13 protein-coding genes are annotated in these 13,920 nt (G+C 73.6%); 5 read left to right on the top strand and 8 right to left on the bottom strand.

The window, feature by feature from the left end:
• Window positions 1–36: 36 nt before the first annotated feature.
• The 4 genes from fxsA to ACIGAN_RS19985 form a co-directional block, all read right to left on the bottom strand.
• The gene (gene fxsA / locus ACIGAN_RS20000; RefSeq protein WP_399859106.1) at window positions 37–615 is read right to left on the bottom strand and encodes an FxsA family membrane protein; all 579 of its coding nucleotides are present in this window, start codon (window positions 613–615) and stop codon (window positions 37–39) included.
• An 82-nt stretch (window positions 616–697) separates the two neighbouring features.
• A complete protein-coding gene (locus ACIGAN_RS19995; protein ID WP_365096907.1) occupies window positions 698–1,510 on the bottom strand; it encodes a polyprenol monophosphomannose synthase in 813 nt (270 codons plus the stop codon).
• A 535-nt stretch (window positions 1,511–2,045) separates the two neighbouring features.
• Window positions 2,046–3,647 carry an amidohydrolase gene (locus ACIGAN_RS19990; RefSeq protein WP_399859104.1) on the bottom strand — a complete coding sequence of 534 codons (1,602 nt, stop codon included), beginning with the start codon at window positions 3,645–3,647 and terminating at the stop codon, window positions 2,046–2,048.
• 57 nt (window positions 3,648–3,704) lie between these two features.
• Entirely contained in the window at window positions 3,705–4,145 is a 441-nt protein-coding gene (locus tag ACIGAN_RS19985) for an Lrp/AsnC family transcriptional regulator (protein WP_006136660.1), read from the bottom strand.
• Between the two features lie 269 nt (window positions 4,146–4,414).
• Between ACIGAN_RS19985 and ACIGAN_RS19980 the strand changes: the two genes are divergently transcribed.
• Both ACIGAN_RS19980 and ACIGAN_RS19975 read left to right on the top strand, forming a co-directional pair.
• The gene (locus ACIGAN_RS19980) at window positions 4,415–4,849 is read left to right on the top strand and encodes a hypothetical protein (RefSeq protein WP_399859102.1); all 435 of its coding nucleotides are present in this window, start codon (window positions 4,415–4,417) and stop codon (window positions 4,847–4,849) included.
• A gap of 166 nt (window positions 4,850–5,015) precedes the next feature.
• The gene (locus ACIGAN_RS19975; protein ID WP_399859099.1) at window positions 5,016–5,264 is read left to right on the top strand and encodes a hypothetical protein; all 249 of its coding nucleotides are present in this window, start codon (window positions 5,016–5,018) and stop codon (window positions 5,262–5,264) included.
• Here the strand turns inward: ACIGAN_RS19975 and ACIGAN_RS19970 are convergent.
• Window positions 5,227–6,399: an acyl-CoA dehydrogenase gene (locus ACIGAN_RS19970; RefSeq protein ID WP_399859096.1), complete on the bottom strand. Its 1,173-nt coding sequence runs from the start codon at window positions 6,397–6,399 to the stop codon at window positions 5,227–5,229. The genes ACIGAN_RS19975 and ACIGAN_RS19970 overlap by 38 nt on opposite strands.
• A gap of 332 nt (window positions 6,400–6,731) precedes the next feature.
• Here ACIGAN_RS19970 and ACIGAN_RS19965 point away from each other — a divergent pair, with 332 nt between their 5' ends.
• A complete protein-coding gene (locus tag ACIGAN_RS19965) occupies window positions 6,732–7,994 on the top strand; it encodes a glycoside hydrolase family 18 protein (RefSeq protein ID WP_399859094.1) in 1,263 nt (420 codons plus the stop codon).
• Between the two features lie 66 nt (window positions 7,995–8,060).
• On the opposite strand, the gene ACIGAN_RS19960 is transcribed toward ACIGAN_RS19965, so the two are convergent.
• The 3 genes from ACIGAN_RS19960 to ACIGAN_RS19950 form a co-directional block, all read right to left on the bottom strand.
• The gene (locus tag ACIGAN_RS19960; protein ID WP_365740794.1) at window positions 8,061–8,717 is read right to left on the bottom strand and encodes a TetR/AcrR family transcriptional regulator; all 657 of its coding nucleotides are present in this window, start codon (window positions 8,715–8,717) and stop codon (window positions 8,061–8,063) included.
• A 75-nt stretch (window positions 8,718–8,792) separates the two neighbouring features.
• Entirely contained in the window at window positions 8,793–8,939 is a 147-nt protein-coding gene (locus ACIGAN_RS19955; protein ID WP_365740793.1) for an SCO1431 family membrane protein, read from the bottom strand.
• Window positions 8,940–9,031: 92 nt separating this feature from the next.
• Window positions 9,032–10,411, bottom strand: coding sequence for a peptidase C39 family protein (locus tag ACIGAN_RS19950; RefSeq protein ID WP_399859091.1), 1,380 nt, complete (start codon window positions 10,409–10,411; stop codon window positions 9,032–9,034).
• A 536-nt stretch (window positions 10,412–10,947) separates the two neighbouring features.
• Here ACIGAN_RS19950 and ACIGAN_RS19945 point away from each other — a divergent pair.
• Both ACIGAN_RS19945 and ACIGAN_RS19940 read left to right on the top strand, forming a co-directional pair.
• A complete protein-coding gene (locus tag ACIGAN_RS19945; RefSeq protein WP_399859207.1) occupies window positions 10,948–11,604 on the top strand; it encodes a hypothetical protein in 657 nt (218 codons plus the stop codon).
• 431 nt (window positions 11,605–12,035) lie between these two features.
• The gene (locus tag ACIGAN_RS19940) at window positions 12,036–13,898 is read left to right on the top strand and encodes an AAA family ATPase (RefSeq protein WP_365096883.1); all 1,863 of its coding nucleotides are present in this window, start codon (window positions 12,036–12,038) and stop codon (window positions 13,896–13,898) included.
• The last annotated feature ends 22 nt before the right edge of the window (window positions 13,899–13,920 follow it).

Below are 13,920 nucleotides of genomic sequence, written 5' to 3'. Positions count from 1 at the left end.
TGCGGTCGTTCCCCCCGGCCGTTCCCCCCGGCCCGGTCAGTGCGTCAGCGGCGGACGCGGCCGCTCGGCGGCGCCGCCGGCCGGCTCGTCCCGGACGACCTCGCCCTGGACGACCTTGCCGTCCGGGCGGTACATGCGCGCCTGCTGGAAGGCGCCGCCCAGGCTGCCCGGGCCGGCCGCGCGGAGCTTGCGCTCGAAGGTGCGCTCGGCGGAGCGGCTCACGGCCTTCTGGACCGGGGGCAGCAGCAGGAGCAGACCCACCGCGTCCGAGAGCAGGCCGGGGATGATCAGCAGCAGACCGCCCAGCATCATCAGGCCGTTGCCCTCGCTGTTCGGCCGGGCCGACGCGGGCATCGCCCCGCCCTGCTGCTGTTGCAGCGTCTCGGAGAGCTTGCGGAAGGCGCGCCGGCCGGCCCGCTTGATGACGACGGAGCCCAGGACCAGGCCCGCCAGCAGGATCAGCAGGACCACGAGCCCGCTCGACGCCCCGGCGACCAGCGTGAGCAGCCAGACCTCCAGCACGAGCCATGCGGCGATCCCCAGCGGCAGGAACCTGAGCAGGCGGGAGCGCCGGGGCCGGGCGGGGTGGCTGGGGGTCTGAGCGCCAGTCGTCATGACTCCAGTGTGCCTGGCCCCTGCTCAGCGCGGGATAAGGCCCCGAGCAGGCGTTCCGGTACGCCGGGCGGGCCCTCGGGTGCTACGGCACGGATGGCTTGGACTGCTTGGCGCCGCGCCCCGTGACCTTCCCGACCCGCTCTCCCACGCCCCACGCCGTGACCCGCCACAGCGCCTCGACGAGGATGTCGCGGCTCATCTTGGAGTCGCCGAGTTCGCGCTCGACGAAGGTGATGGGCACCTCCACGACCTGGTAGCCGGCCTTGACCGCGCGGCGGGCCAGGTCCACCTGGAAGCAGTAGCCCTGCGAGGCGACCTCGTCGAGGCCGAGGCCCTCCAGGGTCTCGCGGCGGAAGGCGCGGTAGCCGCCGGTGATGTCCCGCAGCGGCAGGTCGAGCGCCAGCCGCGAGTACAGGCTGCCGCCCCGGGAGATCACCTCGCGCGACTTCGGCCAGTTCACCACCCGGCCGCCCGGCACCCAGCGCGAGCCCAGCACCAGGTCGGCGCTCTTGAGCGCGGTGAGCAGCCGGGGCAGCTCCTCGGGCTGGTGGGAGCCGTCGGCGTCCATCTCGACCAGCACGCCGTAGTCGCGCTCCAGGCCCCAGCGGAAGCCCGCCAGGTAGGCGGCGCCGAGGCCCTCCTTGCCCTTGCGGTGCAGCACGTGGACGTGGTCGTCCGAGACCGCCAGTTCGTCGGCGAGCTTGCCGGTGCCGTCCGGGCTGTTGTCGTCGGCCACGAGCACGTGGGCCTCCGGGACGGCCTCGCGCACCCGGCCGACGATGCTCTTGATGTTCTCCGCCTCGTTGTAGGTCGGGATGATCACCAAGGCCGTGCCGAGCGGGCCGAACTTCCTCCCCTGGGCTCCTGCCGCGAGGGTGCCGTCGCCGTCGTTCACTGCTGCCCCTTCATGTCCGTACGCAGGGGTCCACCATAGTGGCCCCCGCCTGCGCCGACGTGACAGGACGTTCGAATGGTGGCGTCGAATCCGCGGAACGCGGGGAGGAATGCGCCCTCGCGGCGCGCGCGGACGGCGGATGGGGGCCCGGCGCCCTTCGGGCCGGCCTGGGATCCGCCGGCTGCGGATCGACCGAAAGCCGTTGTCTACTGAGCGGCCGGGCCCCACCCGGGTCACACCTCCCCGACCGGCCGGAACGCTCCCTCGGCGCTGCGCCGGCCTGAGCCTGGCTCCCAGTGGCGGTGCCCCGGTGCGGCACACCGTCCCTGACCCGGCGGCGCTGCGGCGAGTGTGCGAACGCTCCCCGGTCGGGCGTCCGGTGGTGGACTCGGCCGAACCTACCGGCCCCCTGCGGCTGCCTGTCAACAGCCCTCTGACCTGCGCCTTGTGCGGCAAAGCCCTGGTCAGTGCGGTGGATGCGCAGGTCGCGCGCGGGGGGCGCGGCGCACGATCGCGTGCGCGCCACCCCCGTAGATCACTCGCCCGGCCGTACGAAGACCGTGCGCCCGCCGACGACGGTCCGCAGGCAGACGGGCAGGTCACGGCCCGGGGTCAGGTCGGGCAGCCCCGGGGTGCCGGAGCGGGGGTCGGTGGACCAGCGGGCGACGCGGTCGTCCGGAGCCTGCACGACGAGTTCGCCGGTGCGCCAGACGGCGTAGTCGGCCGGGGCGCCCGGCACCAGGACCCCCGCGTCGTCGCGTCCGACGGCCCGCCAGCCGCCGCGCGTGTGCGCCGTGAACGCGGCGCGCACGGAGACGCGGTGCTCCGGCGTGCGGTGGAAGGCGGCGGCCCGGACCGTGCCCCAGGGGTCGAGCGGGGTGACCGGGCTGTCGGAGCCGAAGGCGAGCGGTACGCCGGCCCGCAGCAGGGCCGCGAAGGGGTTGAGGCCGCGGGCGCGTTCCGCTCCGAGCCGCTGGGCGTACATGCCCTCCTCGCCGCCCCACAGGGCGTCGAAGGCGGGCTGGACGGAGGCGGTGAGCCCGAGTTCGGCGAAGGCGGCGATCGACTCCGGGGTGAGCATCTCGGCGTGCTCCACGCGGTGCCGGGCGGCCCGGACCCGGGCGAGTCCCAGCTTCTCGGCGGCGGCGCGCACGCCCTCGACCACGGCGTCCACGGCCGCGTCGCCGATGGCGTGGAAGCCGGCCTGGAGCCCGGCCTCGGTGCAGGCGACGACGTGCGCGGCGATCGCGGTGGCGTCCAGGTACGCCCGGCCGGTGTGCCCGGCGTCGGCGTACGGCTCGTGCAGGCAGGCCGTGTGCGAACCGAGGGCGCCGTCGGCGAACAGGTCCCCGGCGGCGCCGATCGCGCCCAGTTCGCGCGCCTTGGCGACGTCCTGCTCGGCCCAGTAGCCGACGACGCGCGGTCCGGGCTCCTCGGCGGCCAGGCGCAGCAGGCCGGTGAGGTCGTCCTCGGAGGAGATCTCGGGGCCGGCGCACTCGTGGAGCGTGCCGATGCCGAGCGCGGCGGCGTGCGCCAGGGCGGCGCGCTGCGCCTCGGTGCGCTGGGCGGGCGTCACGGCGGCGAACGCGGCCGCCCGTACGGCGTGGTGGGCGTCGGCCGTGAGCGGCCCGTCCTCGCGGGATGCGTCCGGGACCAGGTCGAGCAGAGCCGTCGTGGCGACGGCCGAGTGGACGTCGATCCGGCTGAGGTAGAGCGGCCGGTGCCCGGTGGCCTCGTCGAGCTCGGCCCGGGTGGGCGGGCGCCCGCCGGGCCAGCGTGCGGCGTCCCAGCCGTGGCCGAGCAGCACGCGGTCCTGCGGACGGGCGGCGGCGAAGTCCCGGACGAGGGCGAGGGCGGCTTCGAGGGAGGGCGCGTTCGACAGGTCGAGGCCGGTGAGGGCGAGGCCGGTGGCGGTGGTGTGCACATGCGCGTCCGTGAACGCGGGGGTGACCAGCGCTCCGTCGAGGTCGACGACCTCGTCGACCCCGTCCGCGAAGGCGTCGGCGGCACCCTCGGAACCGACCCAGGCGACCTGCCCCCGCTCCACGACCATCGCGGTGGCGAACGGATCGGCGGGGCTGTGCACCTCTCCGCGGCGCAGGAGGACGGTCTGGGGCGGCGTAGGGGACTCACTCATGGAGCACAGTTTCACAGGCCCCGCTCGCGAACCGCAGCCGAGGGGTGGAGCCGCCGGTCAGATCCTGGGCGGCCGCGCCTCGTACGGCGTGGACAGCACCACCGTCGTGCGCGTGGACACGCCCGCCAGCGACCGCACCCGCGCCAGCAGTTCCTCCAACTCGTGCGGGGTCGCCACCCGCACCTTGAGGATGTAGTTCTCGTCGCCGGCCACGCTGTGGCACGCCTCGATCTCCGGCACCCCGGCCAGCCGGTCCGCGATGTCGTCCGGCGCGCTCGGGTCGAAGGGCTTCACCGAGATGAACGCGGTCATCGGCAGCCCCACGGCTTCCGGGTCCACGACCGCCGCGTAGCCCCGGATGACCCCCCGCTGCTCCAGCCGCCGCACCCGCTGGTGCACGGCCGAGGTGGACAACCCCGTGGCCTTGCCCAGGTCGGTGTAGCTCATCCGCCCGTCCTTGACGAGCAGCTGCACGATCTGTCGGTCCAGCTCCTCCATGGCGCAAGAACCTACAGGGCGGTTGATCTCCTCGGATACCTCAGGAGCGCAGGTCATACCCGGTTCGTGATGTGGCCGGAAGCCGACGGTCCGCCGTCCGGGGGACAAACCCGCCCCGGGGAACACCCGCGCGCGGCATGTGACGAACGCCACAGGGCTCGAACAGTCTCCGTGATGTTCTCGTGATTACCACCCAGGGGGGACGGGAAGTGCTTGCTGTGGTCGAGGCCGCAGTGCCTGATACGGCCCAGCCCGAGGGGGAGTACCCAATGCAGAGTCTCAAGCGCCCTGGTCGCACCGCACCCAAGCGGCCGCAGCTCGTCGTCGAGCCCGAGCCGGAGGGCGTCGAACCCGACCCGTTCGACGACGAACTCGACGCCTACGACACTTTCGAGATGTTCCGGGTCGTCTGCCCGGACTGCGCGCAGCCCATCGCCCTGCTGGCGGACGAGGAGGTGCTGCCGGAGCACGCGCTGTGCGCCTCGCCGTGGAACCCGTTCGGGCTCACGGTCTGTGCCGGCACCGGCCGCCGGGCCGCGGACGCCCGCCCCGCGGACGAGTCCGTGGCTCCGCAGGAGCAGGACACCGCCCTGCTGTTGACGCTCCCCCAGGGACTCGACTGGCGGACCCAGCCCTTCTCGCACGTCGGCGGCCCCGGCTCGCGCCCGATGAGGGTGCCGGTGATGCGCCGCGACGCGGCCTGAGCGCGGGCCCGCACCGCCCGCCCGCTCCACCCCGATGACCGGCCCGCGCCGCGGCTCCCTGACGGCCGTGGTGCGGGCCTGGTGCGTCCGCGGCCGGGGGCCCGGGGAACGCACGCCCGATTCCCCCACCCGGTGACCTGTCCGGCCTCTGCCGCGTTGCCCGGGTATGACCCCCATCTCCTCAGCGACCGGGCGTCAGCGCCTCCTGTACGTCCCGCCGCCCGCAGAATCGGTTCGGCCGGGTCCGCCGCGGTATCAGGACCCGCCGATCTACCGCGACCTGATGCGCACCTGGGCCGCGGGCGGGCGCACCCTGCCGGGCCGGCACGACCCGGAGTGGATGCGGCTCGCGGCGCCCTGGCGGGGCCTCGACCAGTTCAGCGTTCCTCTGGACCCACGAGATGGCGGGCGATGACCATGCGCTGAATCTGGTTGGTGCCCTCGACGATCTGCAGCACCTTGGCCTCGCGCATGTAGCGCTCGGCCGGGAAGTCGGCGGTGTAGCCGTAGCCGCCGAGGATCTGCACGGCGTCGGTCGTGACCCGCATGGCCGTGTCGGTGCAGTGCAGCTTGGCCATGGCCGCCTGCCGGGCGAACGGCCGGCCCGCGTCGCGCAGCCGGGCCGCGGCGAGGTAGAGCGCACGCCCCGCCTCGATCTGCGTCGCCATGTCGGCGAGCATGAAGCGCAGCCCCTGGAAGTCGGCGATCGGCTTGCCGAACTGGCGCCGTTGCGCCGCGTACGACAGCGCCTCGTCCAGCGCCGCCTGAGCCAGGCCGATCGCGCACGCGGCGATGCCGAGCCGCCCGGAGTCCAGGGACGACAGGGCGATCGCGAAGCCCAGCCCCTCCTCGCCGATGCGCCGCGCGTCGGGCACCCGCACCTCGTCGAAGTGGACCTGGGCGGTGGGCGAGCCCTTCATGCCCATCTTCCTCTCGGGCGGCGCGGCGCTCACCCCCGGCGCGTCCCCGGGCACCAGGAAGGCGGTGATCCCGCGCGGGCCCTCCTCGCCGGTGCGCGCCATGACCGTGTAGAAGTCGGCGATGCCGCCGTGGGTGATCCAGGCCTTGGAGCCGTTGATCACCCAGTCGTCGCCGTCCCGCACCGCGCGGGTGCGCAGGGCGGCGGCGTCCGACCCGGAGTGCGGCTCGGAGAGGCAGTAGGCGCCGAGGAGGCCGCCGCCGAGCATCGCGGGCAGGTGCTCGACCTGCTGCTCCTTGGTGCCGTAGGCGGCGAGGGCGTAGGAGGCCAGGGTGTGCACGCTGACGCCGAGGCCGACGGTGAGGCGGGCCGCCGCGAGTTCCTCCAGGACCTGCAGGTACACCTCGTAGGGCTGGTCGCCGCCGCCGTACTCGGAGTCGTAGGGCAGGCCGAGCAGGCCGGAGCGGGAGAGCAGGGTGAACAGCTCGCGCGGGAACCGGCCGGCGTCCTCCTCCTCGGCCGCCTTCGGGACGATCTCCTGCTGCGCGATGTCGCGGACGAGCGAGATCAGGTCCCGGGCCTCCTCCGTGGGCAGTTGCCGGTCCACCGGCTGCGGGGCGCGGTCGGGCATGGCGACGCTCTCCTCCCTGTCGGGCGCTGGCGGACGTGCCCAAGGGTGGGGGCGGCGCCGCCGGGTCGTTCTGGTGCCTGGCCGATGCTTGCAGTCCCGGGTCGCGGAAGCTGCTGACCAGCGGCTGTGCGCTGTGAGTATGCCCGATCGGACGCATGGCGTCACCAGTTAACGACCGCTTACTTCAAGAAAGGGCGGGGGGCGCCCGTGGCGGCGAAATTGGTCCGCACCATTGACCAACTGGTCTAGTCCTCCTACTGTTTCGCTCCACCGACTCACCGCGTTCATGCCAATGAGCGCGGCGTTCCCCTCCCCCCACGAGGAGACACCGGATGCCCACCCCCCACCCCTCCCGCTTCCGGGCCATCGTGTCCGCGGCCTGTTGCGCCGTCCTCGGCGCCGGGCTGCTGGCCGGCGCCGGCACCTCCGCCACCGCGGCGACCTCGGCTCAGGAGGCCGCCGCAGACGTCCAGGCCGCCCCGCAGGCCAAGGCCGGCTCGAAGGTCCTCGGGTACTTCACCGAATGGGGCACCTACGACCGCAAGTACCACGTCAAGGACATCGAGACGTCCGGCTCGGGCGCCAAGCTCACCCACATCAACTACGCCTTCGGCAACGTCACCGGCGGCAAGTGCGCCATGGGCGACGCCTACGCCGCCACCGACCGGGCGTACACCGCCGCCGAGTCCGTCGACGGCAAGGCCGACACCTGGGACCAGCCGCTGCGCGGCAACTTCAACCAGCTGCGCAAGCTGAAGCAGAAGCACCCGAACCTCAAGGTGCTGTGGTCCTTCGGCGGCTGGACCTGGTCGGCCGGGTTCGGCGAGGCCGCGAAGAACCCGGCCGCGTTCGCCCAGTCCTGCTACGACCTGGTCGAGAACTCCAAGTGGGCCGACGTCTTCGACGGCATCGACATCGACTGGGAGTACCCGAACGCCTGCGGTGCCACCTGCGACACCAGCGGCAAAGCCGCCTTCAAGAACCTGATGCAGGCGCTGCGCGCCAAGTTCGGCTCGCAGAACCTGGTCACCGCGGCGATCACCGCCGACGCCACCCCGGGCGGCAAGATCGACGCCGCGGACTACGCGGGCGCCGCCCAGTACGTCGACTGGTACAACCCGATGACGTACGACTTCTTCGGCGCCTGGGACGCCGCCGGACCGACGGCCCCGCACTCCCCGCTGACCTCGTACGCCGGCATCCCGAAGGCGGACAACCACAGCTCCGCGACCATCGCGAAGCTCAAGGGCCTCGGCATCCCCGCCTCGAAACTGCTGCTGGGCATCGGCTTCTACGGCCGCGGCTGGACCGGCGTCACCCAGGCGGCGCCCGGCGGCACCGCGACCGGCCCGGCGGCCGGCACGTACGAACCGGGTATCGAGGACTACAAGGTCCTCAAGACCAAGTGCCCGGCGACGGGGACGGTGGCCGGCACGGCGTACGCCAAGTGCGGCAGCGACTGGTGGAGTTACGACACCCCCGCGACCATCGCGACCAAGATGAACTACAAGGACCAGCAGGGTCTGGGCGGCACGTTCTTCTGGGAGCTGAGCGGCGACACCGCGGGCGGTGAGCTCATCAAGGCCATCAGGTAGGCCCCGGATGATCGAGGGGGCGGAGGGTCCGTGCGGACGCTCCGCCCCTTTCGCGTGCGCTCCGGCTCACCCGCCCCGGCGGGCGGGTTCGGGAGCCCGGTGGGCCGGGTCCAGCTCCTCGATGGCCCGCAGGGTGCCGCCGAGCGTCTTCACCAGCAGCTCGCGCATGGTCGCGCGGGGCAGGTCCGGACGGTCGATCCACTCCAGCGTGGCCCCCTCGACGCTGCACACCCACGCGAGCAGGGCCATGCGCGCCAGCGGGCCGACGTCCGCGCGGCCGTACGCCCCCTCGGCGATGGTGGCGACGACGGCCGCGCGCACCCCGTCACGCAGGGCGTGCACCTCGGCGTCGAAGCCCACGCCGCCACTGACGATCGTGCGGTACGCGGCCTGATGGTGCTCGGCGTACCGCAGATAGCTGTCGACGGTGCGCTGGACCCGGTCGACCGGGGGCAGTTCGGGACCGCTCGCGGCCAGCGTGATCAGCTCGGTGACGGAGTCCTGGATGATGGCCAGGTAGTAGCCGCGCTTGGACTGGAAGTAGTAGTAGATCAGCCCCTTGGCGACGTGCGCCTGCCGGGCGATGTCGTCCATCGACAGGGCGTCGTAGGACGTGTCGGCGAACAACCTCCGCCCGATGGCGATGAGTTCGGCACGGCGCGCCGTCGAGCGCTCGGTGCCGCGGGCCCGGGGGCGCGCGGCGGGCTGGGGGCTGATATTCAATTTCGACCCTGGTCTCACGGGCGGGTGCGGGACCTTCGCAGTATGGCAGGCCCCACACCCCGGGCGTGGGTCAGGTCACAGCAGCCCGAGCTGGGTCACGAGCATCGCGACGACCACGACCAGGGCCCAGCCCATGACGTGCTCGACGATCTTCGGGCCGTCTTCTCGAGGGCCGCCGGTGCGGACGCCGGCGGTGGTGGCGGTGGCGGAGTGCGCGGTCATGGTTCTCGCTCGTTCGGTGGTGCGGACGGACTTCCCCCCGGAGTTGTGTCCCACCTTGCCACCCGGAGCGGCTTATGCGGCCGAGAGCTTGGTCACACGCGCACGCCCACGGCCGCCAGGGCCCTGCGCTGGGCCGTGGTCGGGCTCGCCGGGAAGTAGAGGTAGCAGACTCCCCCGGTGCCGGAGGCGACGGCGCCGGAGCTGTTGTACCGCTTGGTCCGCAGCCAGATGTTCTCGAACTCGCGCCGCCGGTAGACGCGCCGCACGGCCTCGTTGCTCTCGGAGTACGGGTCGTTGGCGATCACGTCGCCGTCGGCGGTGAACCCGATGACGGTCATGAGGTGCCCCGCCGTGCCGTACCCGGCCCCGGTCAGCTCCCCCTTGGTGAACGACTGGGACGTTATGGCCGGGACGCCGGCCGCGATCAGCGTCTCCAGGTCGGTCAGCGAGCCGAGCCGGGTGACCACGCCCCCGAGGCCCTCGAAGGTGGCCGCGTAGGCGGCGTTGAACGGCCAGTTGCCGCAGCCGCCGTACTGGTGGTCGTAGGTGAACCGGGCGGCGTGGCAGACCTGCGGGTCGGCGTACGCGGGGTTCACCCAGGCCAGCTGCTCGGGAGTGAGCCGGCCGCCCCAGTACTCGATGACCATCTGGGAGGAGGTGGGGCTGCACCAGGCCTCGCCGCCGTTGTCGTACTCGGGGTACTGGCCCTTGTGGATCTCCTGCGAGTAGCGCGGGACGGCCAGTTCCCTCGCGAGATTGGGCCGGGAGGCCGGGACGGTGAAGCGGGCGGGGACGTCGGAGCCCATCGCGTGCAGCCGCCGCACGGTGGGCGTGGCGCCGCTGCCCGGCGTGCGGTACAGGGTCAGGCGCAGCCGGCAGGCGGTCAGGCGCAGTCCGGCCGACGGGTCGTCGACCGCCAGGGTGTCCGTCCAGACGGTGCTGCGGCCGTCGCTCTGGTCGTCGACCGAGGTGCGGCGGATGTCCTGGTCGCCTGCGGCCCACCGGCCCATCACGTACCAGGGGCTGCTGGTGCCGTCCGAGTAGGTGGCCCGCGCCTCGATCTGGATCCAGGTGCCGGGCGGGGTGTGCGCGTTCCAGGAGACGATCGCCTCCGTGGCGGGAACGGCGAACCGGTGCGCGGCGGACGTCCAGGTGCCGTACTCCCAGGAGGCGGTGGTGCCGGTGTGCGGGTCCGTGTAGGCGGTGGTTCCGGCGGGCGTGGCGAGGATCAGGCCCGGATGGCCGCCGGCGACGGCGCGGGTGCCCCGGGCGGTTCCGGAGCACCAGTCGCCGTAGGAGAACCAGGCCCGGTTGTCCACGGTCCGGGCCGGGGCCGCCCGGTCGGCGGCGGCGAGGTCGGTCGTCATGGTGCCCTCGGGTTCGGCGGCCGCCGGGCCCGCGCTCGTGGTGACGGCGGCGGCGGCCAGGGCGGCCAGAACGGTTCTGCGGGACGGCTGGTCGACTCTGCTCATGGCGGGACCCCCGGTGGTCGGAGTCGGGCAGGGGCGGGGCAGGTCCGGCACACGGTCGGTCGCGTCCGTGTGTGCGCCACATATGAGCACAGCCCGCCGGGTCCTGCCAGCACTTCGACCCGCGCCACGCCCACCAATATTGGCCTCGACCTGTGGCACCCGCCGGCGCCGGCCTGCGGCACCGCCGGCAGCGCCACCGCCGGAGCGGCGCGTGCCCGTGGCCGGAGCGGCGCATGCCCGCTGTCGGGGCCGGGCGAGCCCGCCGCCGGAGCGACGCCGCAGCGGCGCATGCCCGTCGCCGGAGCGACGCCGCAGGGGGGCGTGCCCGTCGCCGGAGCCACGCGAGCCCATCCTCGCGGCCGCGCGAGCCCGCCGTCGGAGCGGCACCGCAGCAGCACAAGCCCATCGCCGGAGCGACACACGCCCGCCGTCGGAGCCACGCGAGCCCCCCGCCGGAGCCGCGCATGACCGTCATCGGGGCCGCGCGAGCCCATCGTCGCGGGCCGCGCGAGCCCGTCGTTAGAGTGCTGGGCGAGATGAATGCGCCCTTCCGCCCCGCACCGGGGCCCGCCCTCGGCGAACTGGCCTGCCGGATCCGCCGCCTGCCCCCCTCCTGCGGTCCCGTCCGGCTCGTCGGGATCGACGGGCACGCCGGTTCGGGGAAGACCACGTTCAGCGGGGAGTTGGCGCGGGCGCTGGGCGGCGCCCCGGTGCTGCGCCTGGACGACATCGCCAGCCACGACGCACTCTTCGACTGGACCGGGCGGCTGCTGGAGCAGGTGATCGAACCGCTGGCCCGGGGCCGGACCGCGCACTACTCCCCCTACGACTGGCGGGCCCGCCGCTTCGGCCCGCCCCGCCCGCTGCCGCCCGCCCCGGTACTCCTGCTGGAGGGCGTCGGTGCGGGACGCCGCGCGCTCCGCCCCCGTCTGGCCCTGCTGCTGTGGCTGGACCTGCCGCGCGAGGAGGCCTGGGCGCGGGGTCGCTGCCGGGACGGGGAGGAGCAGCGGGAGTTCTGGAACGGCTGGGTCCCTGCCGAGCGCCGGCACTTCGCCGAGGACCCCTCCCGGCCGTTCGCCGATGTCCTGGTACGGCAGATCGAAGAGGGATACGAGGTGCTCACGGGGCCTGTGGGAAGCCCGCCGCCGGATCCGCCGCTCACGCAGGGTGACGGACCGCCCGCAGTGTGGTGAACTTGTGAAGAGCCGTGCGGGACATCTTCCCGGACTGCCTCAACTCGGCTTGACCGGCGGGCCGTACAGGTCTTACGTTCTCAATGTGCGGCCGTCGAGGGCCGCCCCAGGACGCGAGGCCCCCGGTTGTTCCCCCGTGACCGGGGGCTTCGTTCTGTCTTCTCCCGGCCCTCAGGGCGCCACGCGGCATCGAACGCTCACCCTCGGTCACGGCCGCGACCGTCCCGCAACCCCTCCGACCTCGCCGAACGGCCCGTGCGGCACCCTACGGCCGCGCCGCCCCCGCGGGTACGATGCCCTCGTCGCGACCCGCGGACGGTTGCTGCGCGCACGGTGCAACTCCGGTCCGCGGCACAGCGGTTCGAGCAGGGCAGCCGGCCGGGGGACGGCTCGTTGGCAGACCGACGGGGGCACGCTTCGTGGGGGACGGGATGGACTTCGGCACGCAGGGCCCGCAGGCCCCGGCCGACCTCGCCTGGCTGCGGGGCGTGGACGCGTACACCATGGGCGCCTATCCGCAGGCCGAGGAGGAGTTCCGTGCCGCCGTGCGGATGGATCCCGGGATGGCCGACGGCTGGCTCGGGCTGCACGCGCTGCGCATCGACACGACGACCGCGCTGCTGCGGATGTTCCGCCACCGTGACCGCTTCGGGGAACAGCGCACCCGCTACCGCCGCCCGCTCAACTCCTGGTACTGGCTGGGCTGGTGGGTGCAGCCCGTGCTGGAGAGCCCGCGCGACCTGCTGCTCGCGCACGCCTCGCACTGGCTGGACGGCCGCCACGTCCCCGAGCTGGACCGGGCGCTGGCCGGGCTGCCGCCCGTGGACACCGACCACCAGGTCCGCTTCCTGCACGCCTGCCGCGCCTATCTGGTCAAGGACTGGGAGCAGTTGGTCCGGCACACCGACCCCCTGCTCGACGACCCCATGCTCGGCATCGAGGCGGGGCTGTTCGGCGGCATGGCCCGGGTGCGGCTGGAGATGTACGGGCAGGCCGAACCGCTGCTGTCCGCCGCGCTGATGCGCTGCCGCAGCGAACAGCCCCAGCGCAAGGAGCTGCGCTACTGGCTGGCCCGGGCCCACGAGGGCACCGGCCGCAGCGCCGCCGCGCTCCCCCTGTACCGGGCCGTGCACCGGGTCGACCCGGCGTTCATGGACACCTCGGCCCGGCTCGCCGCGATCGCCGAGGGCGACGGCTACGAGGACGCCGCCGGCCTGGCGGCGATCACGCTCACCGGCGCCGGGCAGGACGCCGTGGACGGGCCGGACGGCTTCGACCCGCTCTTCGGCACCGAGGGGCGCGAGCTGAGACTGCCCGACCTGGAGCCGCCCCTGTCCACTCCCCTGCCGCCGGTCACGAGCCCGTCCGTGCGCGAGCGGACCGGCCCGACGCCGTCCCTGCCCACCGGGCCCACCGATCCGGCGTTACTGGAGGAGGCGCTCGCCGAGCTGGAGCGGATGGTCGGGCTGGAGCCGGTGAAACGCCAGGTCAAGGCGTTGTCGGCGCAGCTGAACATGGCCCGGCTGCGGGCCGGCCAGGGGCTGCCGGTCCAGCCGCCGAAACGCCACTTCGTCTTCTCCGGCCCCTCCGGCACCGGCAAGACCACCGTCGCCCGCATTCTGGGCCGCGTCTTCTACGCCCTCGGGCTGCTCGGCGGCGACCATCTCGTGGAGGCCCAGCGCGCCGATCTGGTCGGCGAGTACCTCGGGCAGACCGCCGTGAAGGCGAACGAGCTGATCGACTCGGCCCTCGGCGGCGTCCTCTTCGTCGACGAGGCGTACGCGCTGTCGAACTCGGGCTACGGCAAGGGCGACGCCTACGGTGACGAGGCGCTCCAGGTGCTGCTGAAGCGGGCGGAGGACAACCGCGACCACCTCGTGGTGATCCTGGCCGGCTACCCGGAGGGCATGGACCGGCTGCTCGCCGCGAACCCCGGGCTGTCCTCCCGCTTCACCACCCGCGTCGACTTCCCGTCCTACCGCCCCCTCGAACTCACCGAGATCGGCAAGGTGCTGGCCGCCGAGAACGGCGACGTCTGGGACGAGGAGGCCCTCGACGAGCTGCGCTCCATCGCCGGGCACGTGGTGGACCAGGGCTGGATCGACGAGCTGGGCAACGGGCGGTTCCTGCGGACGCTGTACGAGAAGAGCTGCGCCTACCGGGATCTGCGGCTGTCGGGGTACCCCGGGGCTCTGGGGCGCGAGGACCTGGCGACCCTGCGGCTGCCGGATCTGATGCAGGCGTACGGGGAGGTGCTGTCCGGGCGGGGCCCGCAGGATCCGCCCGGACTGTGAGTACCGGTGAGGTACCGGCCCG

The organism is Streptomyces sp. NPDC085931, from assembly GCF_044540565.1.
Classification (GTDB): Bacteria; Actinomycetota; Actinomycetes; order Streptomycetales; family Streptomycetaceae; genus Streptomyces.
Note: the sequence above shows the minus strand (reverse complement) of the source record. Positions and strands in the feature narration are given on the sequence as shown.

Excerpts from the sequence above, each read along its gene's own strand:
- fxsA (WP_399859106.1), bottom strand. The coding sequence starts at position 615 with ATGACGACTGGCGCTCAGACCCCCAGCCACCCCGCCCGGCCCCGGCGC.
- ACIGAN_RS19990 (WP_399859104.1), bottom strand. The coding sequence starts at position 3,647 with ATGAGTGAGTCCCCTACGCCGCCCCAGACCGTCCTCCTGCGCCGCGGA.
- ACIGAN_RS19985 (WP_006136660.1), bottom strand. The coding sequence starts at position 4,145 with ATGGAGGAGCTGGACCGACAGATCGTGCAGCTGCTCGTCAAGGACGGG.
- ACIGAN_RS19980 (WP_399859102.1), top strand. The coding sequence starts at position 4,415 with ATGCAGAGTCTCAAGCGCCCTGGTCGCACCGCACCCAAGCGGCCGCAG.
- ACIGAN_RS19975 (WP_399859099.1), top strand. The coding sequence starts at position 5,016 with ATGACCCCCATCTCCTCAGCGACCGGGCGTCAGCGCCTCCTGTACGTC.
- ACIGAN_RS19970 (WP_399859096.1), bottom strand. The coding sequence starts at position 6,399 with ATGCCCGACCGCGCCCCGCAGCCGGTGGACCGGCAACTGCCCACGGAG.
- ACIGAN_RS19965 (WP_399859094.1), top strand. The coding sequence starts at position 6,732 with ATGCCCACCCCCCACCCCTCCCGCTTCCGGGCCATCGTGTCCGCGGCC.
- ACIGAN_RS19955 (WP_365740793.1), bottom strand. The coding sequence starts at position 8,939 with ATGACCGCGCACTCCGCCACCGCCACCACCGCCGGCGTCCGCACCGGC.
- ACIGAN_RS19950 (WP_399859091.1), bottom strand. The coding sequence starts at position 10,411 with ATGAGCAGAGTCGACCAGCCGTCCCGCAGAACCGTTCTGGCCGCCCTG.
- ACIGAN_RS19945 (WP_399859207.1), top strand. The coding sequence starts at position 10,948 with ATGAATGCGCCCTTCCGCCCCGCACCGGGGCCCGCCCTCGGCGAACTG.
- ACIGAN_RS19940 (WP_365096883.1), top strand. The coding sequence starts at position 12,036 with ATGGACTTCGGCACGCAGGGCCCGCAGGCCCCGGCCGACCTCGCCTGG.